This is a genomic window from [Clostridium] celerecrescens 18A (genome assembly GCF_002797975.1).
Taxonomy (GTDB): Bacteria; Bacillota; Clostridia; order Lachnospirales; family Lachnospiraceae; genus Lacrimispora; species Lacrimispora celerecrescens.
Genome location: NZ_PGET01000001.1, coordinates 2713939 through 2732004 on the forward strand (window position 1 = coordinate 2713939; position 18066 = coordinate 2732004).

The 18066-nt window shown below is 46.4% G+C and carries 17 protein-coding genes and 1 tRNA gene; all 18 read right to left on the reverse strand.

All coding sequences use genetic code 11. The features are described 5' to 3' along the window. Positions 1–182: 182 nt before the first annotated feature. On the reverse strand, positions 183–515 hold the full coding sequence (locus H171_RS12490; RefSeq protein ID WP_054789827.1) for a DUF1292 domain-containing protein: 333 nt from the start codon (positions 513–515) through the stop codon (positions 183–185). Positions 516–613: 98 nt separating this feature from the next. Further along, positions 614–1138 carry a cob(I)yrinic acid a,c-diamide adenosyltransferase gene (locus H171_RS12495; RefSeq protein WP_100305451.1) on the reverse strand — a complete coding sequence of 175 codons (525 nt, stop codon included), beginning with the start codon at positions 1136–1138 and terminating at the stop codon, positions 614–616. 137 nt (positions 1139–1275) lie between these two features. After that, entirely contained in the window at positions 1276–3120 is a 1845-nt protein-coding gene (locus H171_RS12500; protein ID WP_100305452.1) for an ATP-dependent helicase, read from the reverse strand. Between the two features lie 123 nt (positions 3121–3243). Beyond that, on the reverse strand, positions 3244–4704 hold the full coding sequence (gene gltX, locus H171_RS12505) for a glutamate--tRNA ligase (RefSeq protein WP_100305453.1): 1461 nt from the start codon (positions 4702–4704) through the stop codon (positions 3244–3246). Positions 4705–4831: 127 nt separating this feature from the next. Continuing rightward, positions 4832–6181: a magnesium transporter gene (gene mgtE, locus H171_RS12510; RefSeq protein WP_100307508.1), complete on the reverse strand. Its 1350-nt coding sequence runs from the start codon at positions 6179–6181 to the stop codon at positions 4832–4834. Positions 6182–6531: 350 nt separating this feature from the next. Then, a complete protein-coding gene (locus tag H171_RS12515) occupies positions 6532–9084 on the reverse strand; it encodes a transglycosylase domain-containing protein (RefSeq protein WP_100305454.1) in 2553 nt (850 codons plus the stop codon). A 132-nt stretch (positions 9085–9216) separates the two neighbouring features. Then, positions 9217–9289 (reverse strand) — tRNA-Thr (locus H171_RS12520). Between the two features lie 204 nt (positions 9290–9493). Then, positions 9494–10438: an L-lactate dehydrogenase gene (locus H171_RS12525; RefSeq protein ID WP_100305455.1), complete on the reverse strand. Its 945-nt coding sequence runs from the start codon at positions 10436–10438 to the stop codon at positions 9494–9496. A 65-nt stretch (positions 10439–10503) separates the two neighbouring features. Beyond that, entirely contained in the window at positions 10504–11571 is a 1068-nt protein-coding gene (locus tag H171_RS12530) for a type IV pilus twitching motility protein PilT (protein WP_100305456.1), read from the reverse strand. Positions 11572–11589: 18 nt separating this feature from the next. Next, positions 11590–12093, reverse strand: coding sequence for a short-chain dehydrogenase (locus tag H171_RS12535; protein ID WP_242976949.1), 504 nt, complete (start codon positions 12091–12093; stop codon positions 11590–11592). Beyond that, positions 12077–12490 carry a hypothetical protein gene (locus H171_RS12540; protein ID WP_330404217.1) on the reverse strand — a complete coding sequence of 138 codons (414 nt, stop codon included), beginning with the start codon at positions 12488–12490 and terminating at the stop codon, positions 12077–12079. Before H171_RS12540 ends, H171_RS12535 begins: the two co-directional genes overlap by 17 nt. Next, positions 12480–12971 (reverse strand): DUF4860 domain-containing protein, encoded by a 492-nt coding sequence (locus H171_RS12545; protein ID WP_330404219.1) that lies wholly within the window; start codon positions 12969–12971, stop codon positions 12480–12482. The genes H171_RS12540 and H171_RS12545 overlap by 11 nt, the downstream gene beginning before the upstream one ends. 18 nt (positions 12972–12989) lie before the next feature. Beyond that, on the reverse strand, positions 12990–13307 hold the full coding sequence (locus tag H171_RS12550; protein ID WP_408645665.1) for a hypothetical protein: 318 nt from the start codon (positions 13305–13307) through the stop codon (positions 12990–12992). A gap of 14 nt (positions 13308–13321) precedes the next feature. Beyond that, positions 13322–14374, reverse strand: a complete 1053-nt coding sequence (locus H171_RS12555; protein ID WP_100305460.1) for a type II secretion system F family protein — start codon at positions 14372–14374, stop codon at positions 13322–13324. A 28-nt stretch (positions 14375–14402) separates the two neighbouring features. Further along, positions 14403–15389: a transglutaminase-like domain-containing protein gene (locus H171_RS12560; RefSeq protein WP_242977088.1), complete on the reverse strand. Its 987-nt coding sequence runs from the start codon at positions 15387–15389 to the stop codon at positions 14403–14405. Positions 15390–15410: 21 nt separating this feature from the next. After that, the gene (rlmB, locus tag H171_RS12565) at positions 15411–16148 is read right to left on the reverse strand and encodes a 23S rRNA (guanosine(2251)-2'-O)-methyltransferase RlmB (protein ID WP_100305461.1); all 738 of its coding nucleotides are present in this window, start codon (positions 16146–16148) and stop codon (positions 15411–15413) included. Beyond that, positions 16145–16603, reverse strand: coding sequence for a Mini-ribonuclease 3 (locus H171_RS12570; RefSeq protein ID WP_100305462.1), 459 nt, complete (start codon positions 16601–16603; stop codon positions 16145–16147). The genes rlmB and H171_RS12570 overlap by 4 nt, the downstream gene beginning before the upstream one ends. Beyond that, positions 16588–17991, reverse strand: a complete 1404-nt coding sequence (gene cysS / locus H171_RS12575) for a cysteine--tRNA ligase (RefSeq protein WP_100305463.1) — start codon at positions 17989–17991, stop codon at positions 16588–16590. The genes H171_RS12570 and cysS overlap by 16 nt, the downstream gene beginning before the upstream one ends. Positions 17992–18066: the final 75 nt, after the last annotated feature.

Genomic DNA, 18066 nt, shown 5'->3' on the forward strand with positions numbered 1-18066 from the left:
CAATTATAGTAGTATATAGTATGCAGCTTTGATAGATTGCAATACTCGCTTTATATGCTTCTATTATTTGTAGTGTCTATGATCTGCAAGGTTTCAAAATCACAATTCCTTATAAAATCACAATTCCTTATAAATCTTAAAACCGGGACCAGTCCTATGGACCGCCCCGGCTTTTCCTCTGTTTATTCTTCGTCTTCGCCTACAAGCTCATCATATTCCGCTTCGTCCAGTAATTCGTCAAAGGCTTCCGCAACGATCTCATATTCATCGTCATCTTCAATATTTTCAAGATTTGGCTGCCCATCCTCCTTCTCAGAATAACGGTACAGATAAACTTCTCCTTCTTCCTCTTCTGGGCCATTCATAGGAAGCAGCGCTATATAATCTCTTTCGCCTGCTGTGAAAATGGTAAGTACTACACATTCCAGCTCTGATCCGTCATCCAGTGTCAGTGTAACTGTCATTTCCTCCTGCGGTTCCATATCATCCCGCTCTAAATTAGGATCCTGTGCCATTCTGATACCTCTCTTTTTTCTTAATCTAGTTGTACGGCGCATCTGTCGCCTGCTTCCACTCTATCAAACTATCCGGCAAAAATCAAGGGATTTTACCGTTAATATTCAATTCCCTGCCTTGCTGAAATACCTCTGTCGTATGGATGCTTCACCTTTCTTATTTCCGACACATAATCCGCCATTTCCACAAGCTTTTCTGAGGGTTCTCTTCCTGTGAGAACCACTTCAAGTCCCTCCGGACGTGCAGAAAGAAATTCCAAAACCCGCGTTTCCTCTACAAGGCCAAAATTACATACAGCCATGATTTCATCAAGGACCAGCAGATCAAAATTTTCCTTAACCGCCTTCTTTAAGGTCATTTCCAATAGCTGGTAATAATAAATTCCTGCTTCCTTTTTCTGTTCAGGGGACATTCTAGAAAAAAAGCCAAAGCTTCGCTCACAGGGTGTTACCGTAATACGGTCAAGCCCGCATAATGCTTTAACTTCACCGGAATGATCGGTTTTTAGGAAACGGGTAATGAGCACCCGTTTCCCGCTGCCGCAGGCACGCACAGCCAGTCCTATGGCAGCCGTTGTTTTTCCCTTCCCATCCCCGCAGTATATGTGTACACAAGATTTCATATCTCTATCTCCTTTCCTTAATATTGCCCATTTTTTCAGGGCATAGAGGTATACCCGCAGGGTGTTTCCTTAATATTGCCCATTTTTTCAGGGCATAGAGGTATACCCGCAGGGTGTTTCCTTTTTTGCTGCCCCGGTCATTCCCGTTCCAGATATTCCCGGACAAAACGGGAAACTTCCTGCTTTTTACTGTATCTTTCCCGCACATAATTGACGTGAAGCCGTTCCTTAGACCTTGTCATGGCAACGTAAAACATCCGCCGCTCCTCTTCCAAATCAGCGGGGAGCACCGCCTTCTGGTGAGGCGTCACGCCTTCGTTGGCGTCCAGAATGTAGACGATCCGGTATTCCAGGCCCTTGGAGCTATGCATGGTCATAAGGGCAACTCCCTGGGAATTTCCTTCCCTTAACTGAGCCTGAGTTTTTAATTCCTCTCCATATTCCTTCATATGTCGGAACCATTCCTCTGCAGTGGGATAACCGGCTGCACTCTCCTGAAGCTGATCCAAAACCTCCAAAAGCTCCTCCGGCTTCATCCTCCGGTACTGGGCGTATTCCCGAATGTAATCGTCATATCCCACCGCTTTCCGGATATAGTTTACAGAAGCCACCGGCGCCATATTCCTTATCATCTTTAAGTCGTATTCCAGCTGTTCGACCCGTTCCACCATCCAGCTCCTGTCCTGATAAAAGGATTTTACCGATTCCCAGTTTACCGGATTATTTTCCACCGCATCCCGGCTGATATAGCGATTCGGCCGGTTGACGATCTGGAGCACATTGGTCCTGGACAGATCACCGGACGCTGCCTGGATATAGGAAATTATATTTTTTGCAATCCAATGATCGTATAGGTTGGGGACGGAATCCTTCATGGAGAAGGGGATGTTATATTCCATGAACTTTTCGATTAAGAGTCTGGGGCCCAGATTCGTCCGGTAAAGGACTGCAATCTCCTGCCAGGCAAATCCGGCTTTTGCATAAGCCATGATTTCCTGAACAATCTCTAAGGTTTCCTCCTGTGGATCCTGCCATACTCTTGTAACAACCGGCTTTCCATGTCCTTTTTTTGTTATGATCTTTTTGGGGAAACGCATCTCATTATGAGCGATCAGCTTTCCGGCAGACTCCACGATTTCTCTGGTACTTCGGAAATTGATATTTAAAAGAACCTTTTTTGCTCCTAGGTAATCCTTTTCAAAGCCCAGCATAATTTCCGGTTTTGCTCCCCGGAAACGATAGATAGACTGGTCATCATCCCCTACAATAAACAGGTTGTTTTCCGGCGCGGCCAGCATCCGGACAATTTCATATTGCACCCGGTTAATATCCTGAAACTCATCCACCAGAATATACTGGTACTTTTTCTGCCATGCCTCCAGGATGTCCTTCCTCTGGACAAATAATTCATAGCACATCACCATCATATCGTCAAAATCAATGAGATTGGCCTTACGAAGCCGGTCCTCATATGTGAGATAAAGCTGTTTGAATATTTCCTCAGAGCAGTTTTTGGAATAATAATGATCCAAGTCAATCATCTCGCCTTTTACAGAGCTGATTTCCGACAGGATAGAAGTCACAAATTCCGCCTCATCCTCCACCTCTACCTGGTTCTTATCCATAGCTTCCTTTATGTACTGGATCTTCTGCTCCTCCCTTACAATGCTTCGGGCATCGTACCGGTAGGCAAACTTTAAGATCCGGAAAAATATGGCATGAAAGGTTCCAAAGCTGATTGCAGACGGCCTGCCGTCCACAAGGCTTTCAAAACGTTCCTTCATCTCCCTGGCAGCTGCTTTGGTAAAGGTGATGACCAGGATATTTGACGGATCCACACCGTATGTCTCAATTAAATGGCATATCCGGTGGGTGATGGTAAAGGTCTTTCCTGAACCTGGCCCTGCAAGGACCAGCATGGGACCTTTGTGGTGAAGGATTGCCTCCTTCTGGGCTCCCTCATATGTGACCTGTTCCTTCATGTTTTCCTCCGTTTTAGGAATCATGCCTAAAGCAGGATTCCAGTCATCATTTTAGCGGGTAGTAAGTCAAAACAAAAGCAGAGGCCCGGTCACATCCGGAGCCTCTGCTTCTGCAATTATCATTTAACACGCTCCATTGCTTAAAAGCTGGATTCCCTTTCTTATTCTCATAAGGGTCTCCTCTTTTCCAAGGACCTCCATAATCTCGGTAGCGCCTGCGGGAGTCATCTGCTTTCCTGAAACTGCGGTGCGGATGGGCCACATAACAAAACCGGTTTTATACCCTTTTTCGGAAACATACTTTGAAAGCGTTTCATACAGCGCATCATTGCTGTAATCCTCCTGAGCTTCCAGAATTGGAAGCACATCCTGCAATAAGTCAAGGGAGGTTTCGCTGCCTGTCTTCATCTTCTTATTGGTATACATGGCCGTATCGTATTCCGGTAAAGTCTCAAAGAAATCAATATGTTCTGCAATATCCGGAAAAACTTCAATTCTTGTTTTAACCATGGCTGCGATTTTCTTTAAGTCTAAATCCTTCTTAACAACTGCCTTCAGATAAGGCTCTGCCAGCTGATAGAACCGCTCAAAGTCCATGGATTTCATATATTCACTGTTCATCCACCGCAGCTTGGTCATATCAAAAACTGCCGGGGATTTGCTGATATTACGGAAGTCAAATTCCTTTATCAGATCATCCAGGGAGAAAATCTCCTGATTGCCTACCGGGGACCAGCCCAGAAGAGCAACGTAATTCACAACAGCTTCAGATATGAAGCCCTGCATGATCAGATCCTCATAAGAGGAATGACCGCTTCTTTTACTCAGCTTCTTGTGCTCCTCGTTGGTAATCAGCGGACAGTGCACATATACCGGAACGTCCCAGCCAAAAGCGGCATAAAGACGGTTATACTTTGGGGAAGAGGACAAATATTCGTTTCCTCTCACTACATGGGTAATTCCCATGAGATGATCATCTACTACGTTTGCAAAATTATATGTCGGATATCCGTCGGATTTGATTAGTACCATATCATCTAACTCCGAGTTGTCCACGGAAATGTCTCCGTATATCTCATCATGGAAGGAAGTCGTTCCATCCGTAGGATTGTTCTGGCGGATGACATAAGGCATTCCCGCAGCCAGATTGGCTTCAACCTCTTCTTTGGAAAGATGGAGGCAGTGCTTATCATAAGTCATGATCTCCTGGCCATCCACGGTCTTTTTAAGGGAATCAAGCCTCACCTGAGTACAGAAGCAGTAATAAGCTTCCCCTTTTTCCACAAGCTTTTTCGCATATTCTAAATAAATACCGGAGGCCTGGCGCTCACTCTGTACATAGGGGCCTACGCCGCCATCCTTATCCGGACCTTCGTCATGGATAAGCCCGGTCTCTCTTAAGGTTCTATAAATGATCTCGACAGCACCTTCCACATAACGTTCCTGATCTGTATCTTCAATGCGGAGAAGGAAATCGCCGCCCTCATGTTTAGCAATCAGATAAGCATACAATGCAGTTCTTAAATTTCCTACGTGCATACGGCCCGTAGGACTCGGTGCGTATCTTGTTCTTATTTTACTCATTGTGAACACACTCCTATATCTTCTTTCTCGTTTGGGCCGGTTAAAGGGAGTCACGCCAAAGCCACGTAGTCCATTATATAACGAACCACTGGAAAAAACAATGATTTCGCGTAATTTTCCAAAGCAATTATAATCCCAGAAGCTTGCAGGCCAGCCGGAAATATATGATCAGGCTGACCGCATCCACGATTGTGGTAATGAGGGGAGCCGCCATAATTGCCGGATCCATATGAAACACCTTGGCTGCGATGGGAAGAATTCCGCCGATGGTCTTTGCCACAATAACTGTGATCAAAAGGCTGAGCATCACAGTCAGACAAAGCATCTGCTGCCCGGGATAAAGGAGGATCAGGCGGATATAATTCACAACCCCCAGGATAAGTCCCACAAGGATAGCTACCTTAAACTCTTTTAAAAATACCCGGAAAAAATCTTTTGTTTCAATCTCTCCCACTGCCATTCCTCTTATTATCATGGTACTGCTCTGGCTTCCTGCATTGCCGCCTGTATCCGTAAGCATGGGAATAAAGGTCACGAGCAGAGGAATCACTGCAAAGGCCGATTCATATCTTGCCAGGATCCCGCCGGTCACCATGCTGCTGATCATCAGTACAAGAAGCCACATGATCCTGTTTTTCGCCAGCTGGAACACGCTGGTTTTTAAATATGGTTTTTCACTGGGAATCATGGCGGCCATCTTTTCAAAGTCCTCCGTGGCTTCCTGCTCCATAACATCCACAACATCATCGACGGTAACGATTCCCACCAGGCGGTCTTCATGATCCACTACAGGAAGGCTTAAAAGACCGTATTTCCGAAAGCTGTCCGCCACGGCCTCCTGGTCTTCTGTCGTGACCGCCTTTATGACATGGGTATCCATGATATCACCGATGGCGACCTCATAGGGATTCATCAAAAGATCCTTGACCGTTACCACACCCTCCAGTCTTCTCGTGGCATCCATCACATAGCAGGTGTAAATAGTTTCTTTATCCACTCCATGCGCTCTGATATAGTCAAAGGCCTGCGCCACGGTCATGGTCTTTTTAAGCCCCACATATTCAGCCGTCATAATGCTTCCTGCGCTGTTTTCCGGATAGTTTAAAAACTGGTTGATCAGCTTTCTGGTATCAGGAGTCGCATTTCGCAGAACCCTTTTTACCACGCTGGCCGGCAGCTCCTCCAGCATGTCCACCGCATCATCCACAAATAGGTCTTCTACAATTGTTCCCAATTCGTGATCAGTCATGCTGTTTATAATGTGTTCCTGCTTCTCCACCTCCAGGCATGCGAACACATCACTTGCCATCCCCTTGGGAAGCATCCGGAACACCACCACTGTCTTTTCTGAATCCAATGCTTCAATGAAAGCTGCAATATCTACTTCATTGTATTCCATCAGCACATCCTTCAGTTTTCTGAACTGACGGCTGTCAGCCAGCTCCATCAGTTCTTCCACATTGTAATTCTCCTGCATCTCACTCTTCCTCCATATGAACCTGTTTTTTCCGTCGCGGCTATATGGAAGCAAAACAAATACTGCCATGCAGGCAGTTTCCTGCAACGCAAAATAGCCAGAATTACAGGGCTGCCTGTAATTCATGGCTATCATAAACGCAAAGAATTGTACTCTTTTAACGGCAGTGAATCCAGAGCAGACCCGAAGTACAGGATTCTGCCCTCACTGCCATACGCCTATGATCATTGTCTGCTTCCATCGTCTGACTCCGACCTTCCACTCTGGTTCACTTCCTTTCCTGAATGACTTTCTTAATTAAGGATAACAGCTGCCATGATAAAAAGCAAGCCCTATCCTGTACTTCTCTCTTATTCCATACCCGGCCCTACTGCCTGTGCACCGGAATCAGGGCCTCCCGGACCAAAGCCGGGAGCATAATCCTCGTCTGAATCCATATCCCCCGGAAATACCGGCGGAATCGTTTCCTTCGGCTTGGTGACTCCCGGACCGATCTCCTGGGGCTTCCCGGAAGAATCCTCCTGCTTTGGTAAGTATGCAGCGTGATTTGCCGCCTCATCAAGCTGAGCCTTTAACCCATCATAAGATTCAGTTCCAGCCAGCTGGTCCAAAAGACTGTAGGCAGCACTTATGGTTTCATCCGTTGAGCTGTCCCTGTGACTCAGGGCAGATAATTCCCCGATCAGGGACTGAAGGGCAGAAACTGTCTGCTCCACCGCCTGCCTGGCTTCCTGGGAAGCCTCTAATTCTCTCTGGGCCTGGGCCTCCTGCTTTTTACGCTCTTCCTCTTCCTTCCATTTACTTCCATTGGCTTTGGCTGCTGATTCTGCAACAGAAGAAAACAGATCCTTCCTTCCTGTTTCAGCGTCAGTTTTTTCTCCTGTGGAATCCACATTCCTAAGGGAAACGGTTGCCGGCATATCCCAATCCAGAACCGGAAGTCCATCGTTTATCCTGGACATAAATTCCTGCCAAATCTTTCCCGAATAGGTTTTACCGTAAACTCCGGGCATGGCCTTTGGAGTGTCATATCCTACCCACACAGCTGTTGTGTAATGCTTTGTATACCCGCAAAACCAGGTGTCCTTATTGCTGTTGGTGGTTCCGGTCTTTCCCGCGGCCGGAACTCCAAGCCCCAGGCCATTACCTGTTCCGTAAGGCTTATCCAGCGTCCCCTTTAATACATCGGTGATCATGTAAGCGGTATCTTCCGTAAATATCCTTTCATCCGCCTGGTTTCCATTGTATATCTCGCCGTCATACTGACTTTCTAAGCTGACGATGCATGTTTTATTGCTGTACAGCCCTTGGTTCGCCAAAACGGAGTATCCCCTTGCCATATCCACCACTCTGGCACCTTCCGTAAAGCCTCCGATGCTCATGCTGCTGTTTCCGTTATCCAGATAGCTTATTCCTGCAAAATGCATCTTTCCCAGATAGCTTATGCCTTTGTCAACGCCGATGTCTCCCAGCACCTGCCAGGCCACCGTATTAAGACTTCGGTTCAATGCCTCTCTCACGGAAATATTGCCAAAATATTTTCCTCCGCTGTTTTTAGGCCCTTTATCAAACAGATGGTCATTTACCAGTCTGGAGGGATAATAATATCCGGTTTCAAAGGCAGGAGCATAATCGATCAGAGGTTTTATGGTAGACCCTGGCTGGCGCTTGCTTAAGAATCCCCGGTTGTACTCATCCTCCGTACCCCGGCCACCCACAATGGCCACCACATATCCGGTCTGGTTGTCAATGCATACCGCTGCCCCCTGTAAGGCTAATTTTCCATTCTCCTGCAGATCCGTAAAACCTTTCAGCCGGTTGTCAATAATCTCCTGCAAGGAGTTTTGGATAGGTGTCTCTAAGCTGGTATGTATTTCAAAGCCTCCGTTCCGGATCATATCGCTCTTTGCCTGATAAAGTTCCTGGTACTGTTCTCTGTAAGAATCAAAAGAGGCCTGGTTATTAAAAACATACTGGAATACAAAATCATCGTTCTTCATTAATTCCAAAGCAGCGCAGTGTATGGCATAGCTTGTCAGATAATTTTCCTTTGTTCCCGGCTCATAGATCTTAGCAACGGTCAATGGCTGAGCCTTGGCGTTTTCCTTTTCCTCTTCCGTAATAAACTTACAGAGAGCCATATTATCAATGATCTGGTTCCTCTTCCACGTTGCGTTTTCCGGATGGGCCACCGGATCATACCTTGACGGATTATTGCTGATTCCCGCTAAGGTAGCCGCCTCCCACACGGTTAAATCCTTTGCTTCTTTATCGAAATAATAGCGGCTGGCCTCAGATACGCCGTAACACCGGTTGGCAAAGAAATTGGTGTTGCAGTAAAACTCCAGGATGTCCGACTTGGAATACTTATCCTCCATACGGGGCGCTGCAAAAAATTCGGTCAGCTTTCTCTGGATCGTCTTCTCCTGGGTCAGATAGGTATTCTTAATCACCTGCTGGGTAATGGTGCTTCCTCCCTGGGTGGCTTTCCCTTTATTTTTTAAGTATACGACACCTGCACGCATTAACCCCTTGTAGTCGATTCCATGATGCTTATAAAATCTTCTGTCTTCCTGGGCTACATAGGCATTCTGAAGGTTCTTGCTGATCCCTGAAATCGGGACATATTCATAGTGACCGGAATTGATGGTTCCGATCAAAGTTCCGGCGGAATCATAGATTCTCGTATCCGTTGGCTGGGAAAAATCAGTCTTGACCGTCTTGCTTATAATGGCATCCGCTTTTTCTTTGCAGGCCATAATCTCATTCTGATATTTTAAGAATACAATGCCGCCGGCAAGGCATCCCAAAACCATAACTCCCAGAAATACGAAAAGAATGACTTTAATGGGCCGAAAGAATATGGACCAGTGACTTTTGCGTTTCTTTTTATGTTTCGCCATATTATTGTGCCTCCTTTTCATCAATATCTGTATGCTGTTTGCAAGCTTAATGCTGAAAGATGTCTTTCTTTCAACCTCTGTATATGACAAAAACGGGAAGCCTCTTTATTAAGACTTCCCGTTTGTTTTCAGAGCTGATGACGGGACTCGGACCCGTGACCTCCTCACTACCAATGAGGTGCGCTACCACCTGTGCCACATCAGCATCTTTTTTCGTTCATCGCTGAACCTCGTATATCATAGCATGGAGAAATCTGTTTGTCAACGCTTATTTTAATTTTTTACTAAAATACATAAATTATCAAAAAGCTAAAATAATTACCATAAAATCCATTCTTATATCAGGATCCAAAAACCAGGAAGAGAGCAGGAAACGGGCTCACTGTTTCCTATTCTCTTCCCCTATTTTTTATAGTATGCCATCAAAGCTTTCCCGAAGGGTATCACACGAATTTTGCAACTGTTTCATCTCTTCATCCGTTAATGACAGGGAAATAATTCTCTGAATCCCGTTTTTATTGATGATACAGGGAACTCCTGCGTATACCTCAGATTGCCCGTATTCTCCCCTCAGCATAGCAGATACCGTAAAAACGCTGTTTTCATCCCCCAGGATCGCCCTGGTGATTCTGGTGAGTGCCATGCCGATTCCATAATAGGTGGCCTGCTTGGCCTCAATGATCCGGTAAGCTGCTCCCCGGACCTCATCTTCGATCCGTTCCAGCTCACTCTTGCATACCATGCCCTCCTCTTCGCAAAGGGATAGGATGGGCTTTGTGGCGATCATGGCCTGGCTCCAGGGCACAAACTCACTGTCTCCGTGCTCTCCCATGACATAGGCATGGACATTTCTTGGATCCACCCGCAAGGAATCCCCTAACAGATACCGGAGCCTGGCCGTATCCAGAGTCGTGCCGCTTCCAAGCACCCGCTTGGGATTAAAGCCTGACAACGAATAGGTAATTCTCGTCATAATATCCACAGGATTGGTAGCCACAAGGAAAACCCCGTTAAAGCCTGATTCCGTTACCGGCTGCACAATGGACTGGAATACGGCCGCATTGCGCTTTAGCAAATCAAGCCTTGTCTCCCCGGATTTCTGGGCTACTCCTGCGCAGATCACAACAATGTCCGCATCCGAGCAGTCTTTGTATTCTCCTGCATAAATCTTCATATGGGATGCGGAAAAAGCAAGTCCATGGTTTAAGTCCATCGCCTCGCCCTCCGCTCTTTTCCGGTTGATGTCAATCAAAACAAGTTCATCGCAAACTCCCTGGTTCAAAAGGGAATAGGCATAACTCATTCCCACCATGCCTGTACCGACTAATACAATCTTTCTTTTATCTGTTCTCATGATCCTGCTACTCTCCTCTCATTGTTAAGGATAGTGTATCTGCCTGAAATGTAAACTATGCACTCTTACAGTCCCCGATCGATTTTTTTTGCCATCAATTCGCTGTTTCCGCTGTAAATGATGGCGTTTTCCCTGGTGATCTTTCCTTCCTTATATAAATTTAAAATACTGGAATCCATGGAAATCATACCTTCTCCCTGGCCGGTGGCGATCACAGAATCAATCTGATGGGTTTTGGATTCGCGGATCATATTCCGGATGGCATTATTAAAGAACATGATTTCAAATGCCGGATAGACACTTCCATCCACAGCAGGGATCAGCTGCTGGGAGACCACGGCCTGAACTACCATGGAAAGCTGCATCCGGATCTGCTGCTGCTGGTTTGGCGGGAAGTTATCAATGATGCGGTCAATGGTATTGGCCGCTCCCACCGTATGAAGGGTTGAAATCACCAGATGACCGGTTTCCGCAGCTGTCATGGCGATCCGTATGGTTTCATAATCCCTCATCTCACCTACAAGGATCACATCGGGAGCCTGGCGCAGAGCTGCACGAAGGCCGGTCACATAGCTGTCCGTGTCTGTGGTTACCTCCCTCTGAGTCACCACGCTCTTCTTATGGCGGTGCAGATATTCAAGCGGATCTTCCAGAGTGATCACATGGGAGTTGCGGGTATTATTGATCTTGTCAATGATACAGGCCAGGGTGGTAGTCTTACCGCTTCCCGCCGGCCCTGTGACCAGGACAAATCCCTTGGTCATCCTGGCAACATCCATTACAACCTCAGGAATATGAAGCGTTCTGTAATCAGGCAGTTCAAAGGTCACCACCCGGATCACCGCTGCAAGGGAACCCCTCTGACGGAATATGCTGGAGCGAAACCTGGAAACCCCGGGAAGGGCAAAGGAAAAATCATCATCCCCATGCTCCCGCACCTTCTCCATGGTTCTGTCTCCCGCTAACTCATATAATTCGGTGATCAATACCTCCATTTGAGCCGAAGATAGCTTTTCTTCATTCTGATTTATGATCCTGCTTCCTATTTTATATGAAAACGGCATGCCTGGTACCAGAAAAATATCCGATGCTTTCTGCGCCACAGCAGCACTTAACAAATCTATTACTTTCATCTCCCAGTCTCCTGTTTCTTAAGTCTCCCCGCCTGTCCACACCGGCATGGAATGATCAATTTCATAATCCTCTGTCTGAATTACCTTCCACTTTGATATCTGGATAGCTTCTTCCCCTTCCCGGGGGAAAACCAGTTCTATAGAAAGGGCCTGGGACCGTTCCATAGGGATATATACAGTCACGGTTCCCTTATCCGGCTCATAGGCATCACCAAACTCCCGGGACAAAAGCTGTTTCCGTTCCTGGGGATCCTGGCTCTTTTCCCATACTTTCGCTGCCTTATTTAAAACCATCTGATAAAATGCCTCTCCTTCTCCGTCAGCCCGGTAGTACTCTGTCACAGCAGAAGCATTGCGTTCTGCCAGATTCAGCTCACTTTTGGCGGTACTAAGAGAAAGCATCCCAAAAGTTATCAGGCACATGACAATAAATATGAGTATAAGGGAAGGACTGCCTATATTGGCCTTGTATCCATTCTCCTGCTTTGCCATGGTTCCACCTCCGTCATTGTTGCGTCTCATGTCTGGTCACCGTAAGGGTATAAACTTGTTTCCCATTTTTGCTTACGGTCACTTCCGCATGTCCCGGCCCGGCAATGTCTGCCCTTACATCATAAACAGCCTTCTCTTTTTCACAAGAATTGCCGGACTTATCAAAGCCCATAGCATAGCCGTCAAGGCCGTCCTCCTGCCCATAAGACCGAAACCTAATTTCAAGGCCCTCCGGGCCCTCCGCTTTCCAGACCTCTGCTACGCTTTGTGCGATCAGCACGCCCTGATTTAAATCCGCTGCCTCCCGGCTTATAAGATCCGCTTTTACAAATGTTTTAATGCAGATCCCTGCACAAAGGATAAAGAAAAAAACAACGGCGATCATCTCCATCATAAATACGCCTGAGGGGTGTTTTCTATTCATCATCTGCCCCTCCGCTTCTTAGGGAAAGCCAGAGGCTGTCTCCGCCTTCCATCTCCGTTTTTATATGCAAAAGCCTGCCAGCCATTTCCATGGAAACCGGGCTGCATTCCAGAATCTCATTCCCGTCTCCTACTCCCAGGCCGCTTTCTTCGTCTGTAAACAGCTCCCACAGCCTGCCATCCTGATAATAAATGAGGGTCACATAAACAGATTCCTGTATCTCCTGTTGCAGCTTAAGGACAGGGATTCCTGCCATCTCTGTCAAAGTAACCCTGCCGGCTTCATCCCCCTGTCTCACTTTGTTGGCTATGTAGCTTAAGGCTACATCCTTTTGGTAGGTATTCTCTGCTCTGACATTAATATTCTCATAGACTTTGCCTCCGATAAGCACCGAGAATAAAGCGCAGAGCACAAATACTAGAAACAGCAGTATGGTAAACAGAGCATTGGCCATCTGGCCTCTATGGTATTCTTTTCCGCTCACTGGCCCACCTCCCGGTTATCATTCATGGGGATTGACCGTAATATCCGGCATGAAGTTTGAAGCAAAGCCGCTGTAAAACACATCATACCGGTTTCTGTCAATCTGTATTCCATAATTTTCTTCCAGATATTCCACGTTTGGCGGATATCTTCCCTCAATGGCATAGCACTGCACCGAAGCCCTGCGTATGGCATCCCGAAGGGTATCAGCTCCCTTTGCATCGGTTTTCCTCGAGAACATGAGAACCCCTGAAACAAAAAGGACAACTGCACAAGCAAAGGCCAGAAAATAGAACAACTGACCTATGACCTCTCTGGGAGATTGTTTCCATTTCATCATCAAGACGCCCCCTATCCAATCGCCGATAAGACACTGACAAGAGGAAGCATGACAGATAAAAGCACCAGTCCCACTGCAACGGCAAGCACTGCCACCACCGTAGGTTCAAACCGGCTGACCATATGTTCCATGGCAGTATCCGCTTCGTCTTCATAGCTTTTGGAGATTTCCTCCATGACCCGGTCCAGCTGTCCGCTTCTGGTTCCTACTTTTATCATCTGCGCATAGAAGCCATTAAACAGCCCGGTATTCTTCATTGCGGAATAATAATCGGTTCCGGCCTCAAGCTCTTTCGCACACTGTCTGATCTTTTCTTCCACTTTCTGATTCTCAACCAGCTGCTCTGCCAGCTCCATCCCCTTTTCCAGTTCCAATCCACTGTGAAGAGTCAGTGCCAGGACCGCAGTAAAACGCCGGTTGGATATTGCAAGAGCCATGCGGCTCCTTTTTTTTAACCACTGGATCAGCCGTTCCGCGACCAGTAGTTTTTTTCCTTTCCTGCCAAGAAGCCATACCAGGGCGGCTGCAAGGGCCAGAAGAATCCCAAGAGCCAGGGCAGCTGCACAGAATACGCTTCCAAGCCTTGTTGCAGCAAGAGAAACCGGCGACATCTCTGCCCCCAGCTGTTGGTATACATGTTCAAATATGGGCATAACCCTGGTGAATAAAACCAGAAGAACCACCAGAAGCATGAAAATCATGATGATAGGATAAGTAACTGCATTCCTGATGTTTTTCATAAGGATATGCTCTTTTTCATAATATCCGGCCAAGGACTCCATGATCTGGTCTAAGGTCCCTGTCTCCTCCCCCAGCTTTGCCATCCGGATCACATAGGCTGGATAAAGGCCTGTATTCTCCAGTACTTTTGAGAAAGGATCCCCTAGCTCAGCCTCTTCTGCCATTTGCTTAAGAATTTGTTTCTCTTCCTCCCATACAGAATCCTCCGCCATAACAGACAATCCCTCGTCAAGAGGGATTGCAGCATGGAGAAGAATTGATATTTGAAGGCAGAAAGCGGAAAGTTCCCTTGCGGAATATCGCTTTTTCGCTTTCATTTTCATCTGTCGTTTCTCCTTTAAATGAAGTTCTTTAGTATGTATATTTCGCCTTATAATTGGAGCTGTTTGTGATATATTGCTGTATGGACGGATCACTGCCGCCGGAGGATGCAAACGTCGGGTCCATAAGCTTCCAGTCATATCCGTCAAAATAGATGATATTATCCACCCAGCCCTGACCTTCTATATAAACATTGACCCAGGCATGATACAGGCTGCCTGTATAACCCACCACTAGCTTTGTGGGGATATTCTGGGAACGCAGCATGGCAGTCATAACTGCTGCATAGTCAAAACAGATTCCCTTTTTCTGAGACAGCACCTGATCCACATCAGGCAGATAGCCGGACTGAACAGAGCTTGCCAGCGCCGTATCATAGGTAAAATTCTTTACTACAAAATTATAAACATTGGTCACTACGCCAATGGCATCAGGTGCAGGAGCTGCAAGCTCCTCACCCTTTTTCACCACCGCACTTCCGGTGGAAAAATTCACATATTGATTGGGGTAAAGGAACGGCTCAAACTGGTCATTAAGTGTTACATTGATATCGCTGCTGGATTTTATGGCGTACTGGTTCCCCTGTACCTGCTCTAAGATCCGGAGCGTATATTTTCCGTTTCCTTCTGTCAGAGGAAATACCTCATAGGCAGATCTGGCATTCAGATCATAGGAATAGGTCTCTCCTCCGCTTTTTAATACCTGGACTTTTATCTTGGATGAATTACCGCTATACTGGACCATCACATAGCCATGACTGGCGTTGGATGCATCAACCAGCACAGTACCGTTTCCATAGGTAACCGTTCCCGGAGCCTGAGGGATTTTCACCTTGCTCCCGGAAGGCTTTGAATAAAGAGGAACCGCTTCATCCCCAATGTTTACTACGGTCTTCCACTCAATGCTTTCTTCTGTGCTGCTGTCCGCCGCAGCAATATTACCGGCTGAAATAAATCCGCTGAAAGTAAACAGGATCGCAGCACAGGCGGCCGCCATAGCCGTACCATTCTTTTTTATGATCATCACCCCCCCCATTTATTATCCCAAACGCTGTCTTACGATCTCATAAGCAAGCACGCCTGCTGCTACAGAAGCATTGAGAGAATCAATATCCCCCTTCATAGGTATGGAGGCCACCATGTCGCATGTTTCTTTGACCAATTTTCCCACACCGCTTCCTTCACTGCCGATTACAAGGCCGATCGGTCCCTTTAAATCAAGCCGGTACATCAATTCTCCATCCATATCGGCACAGACAAACCACATCCCCTTTTTCTTTAAGTCTTCCATGGTAGCTGTGAGATTGGTAACCTTAGCCACAGGCGTATAATTAAGCGCTCCTGCCGAAGTTTTTGCAACCGTTGCTGTAAGACCAACGGCCCGGCGCTTGGGTATGATAACCCCATGGGCCCCTGCTAAATTTGCCGTACGGATGATCGCCCCCAGATTGTGAGGGTCTTCAATCCCATCTAACAGAAAGAGGAAGGGAGGTTCTCCCTTTTCTTCCGCTGCCTTTAGTATATCTTCCACCTCTGCGTATTCATAAGCCGCAGCATGAGCAATAACACCCTGGTGATGTCCTTCCTCGGACATCTGGTCCAGGCGCTCTCTTTCTACAAAATTAATGATGGTATCTTTCTTTTTCGCTTCCCTGATAATGGACTGGATGGGGCCATCCTGGACTCCTTTTTGTACATACAGCTTATCAATGGTTTTTCCGGAGCGGAATGCTTCTAATACCGCATTCCTTCCCTCTATGGTAAATTCCTCTATCATTCCAGTTCTCCTATTCGTTCAAGTCCTCTGCTTACCAGGGTGACCAGACGGTTTAAATTTCCATTTAAATACAGATAACCGCACAGGGCCTCAAATCCGGTTGCAGTCCTGTAATCAGCAACAGTTGCGTGCTTTGCAGTTGTCACAGCCTTGGCATTGCGTCCCCGTTTGTATGTTGCCACCTCTTCCGGAGTTAAGTCCTCATCTTCAAGAAGCCGGCGGATGATCTCTGCCTGCGCTCCTGCGTTCACCAGCCTTGCACTCTTCTTATGCATATTATTCACCTGAGTGCTTCCATGGTTCATCACCTTAGTACGTACGATCAGTTCATAAACTGCATCTCCGATATATGCCAATGCCAGCGGGGAATAGGTTTTCACATCTACTTCTTTTAGTTTTAACGTATCCTTAAAAAAGTCAGAAAACGCTGCCAATGATGTTATATTCTCTTCCATTTCACACCTTCCCTGGTGTCCTCCAGAACAATTCCCTTTTCTAAAAGCTTTCCGCGAATCTCATCGGCAAGGGCAAAATTCTTGTCTTTTCTGGCCTGCTGCCTGCCTGCGATCATGGCTTCGATTTCGTCATCCAGGATCTCTTCTTCCTTTTCCGTAATGAGTCCAAGAACATCGCACAGTCTTACAATGGTTTCCTTTAAATAAGTCACATATTCCTTCGAGCTGTTTTCATCTGTGTTGGAATTGCTTAATTTTACCAGTTCAAATATAGCAGAAATGGCATCTGCCGTATTAAAGTCATCATCCATGGCTGCCTCATATTTGGAAACCAGTTCCTGTACGGCATTTTTATCCTCATGATCAAGAAGTTTTTCTGTCTTTGCAGAAGCTTCCAGATCCTTTAATTTACCAACTGCAGTTAAAATTCTCTCCAATCCGTTCTTTGATGACTCCATCAATTCGGCGCTGAAATTAATAGGACTTCTGTAATGGGCACTCAGCATGAAAAAGCGCAGCACCTGTAAATCGTATTTATCACTGATTTCCCTGACAGTGAAAAAATTGCCCAGAGACTTGGACATCTTTTTATTTTCAATATTTAAGAATCCATTGTGCATCCAGTATTTCGCAAATTCTTTCCCATTCGCTGCCTCACTCTGAGCGATCTCGTTCTCATGATGAGGGAAGATCAAGTCTTCTCCGCCTGCATGGATATCGATCTGATCTCCAAGATATTTCCTGGACATTACGGAGCACTCAATATGCCAGCCAGGCCGCCCTTCGCACCATGGGGATTCCCAGAAAGGTTCTCCTTCCTTTTTCGGCTTCCAGAGCACGAAATCGGTGGGATCCTCTTTTCCGTCTTCACCGGTCACCTTGATCTCACGGAAACCGGACTGCAGATCATCCAGATTCTTATGGGACAGCTTTCCATATTCCTCAAAGGAACTGGTACGGAAATAAACCGTTCCGTCTTTTGCCGCATAGGCATGACCGGAGGCAACAAGCTTTTGGATCATCTCCAGCATACCGCATATTTCCTCTGTCGCCAGCGGGCTTCTGGTTGCCGGCTTTACATTCAGCCCTTCCATATCCTTTTTGCATTCCTCAATATAACGCTTGGAAATGGTGTCTGCATCCACGCCCTCTTCAATTGCTTTTTTAATGATCTTATCATCTATATCGGTAAAGTTTGAAACAAAGTTAACCTCATAGCCCTTATATTCAAAATATCTCCGGACCGTATCAAATACGATGATGGGTCTTGCATTTCCAATGTGAATGTAATTGTAAACGGTTGGCCCGCACACATACATCCGAACCTTTCCAGGCTCCAGGGATACGAATTCTTCCTTTTGTCTGGATAATGTATTATAAATTTTCATAATCTCTTCCTTTCCTCTTTATTGCTTACGCCTTTTGGGCATATAGGTATATCTGCAGGGTGTTTCTTCCCGCAA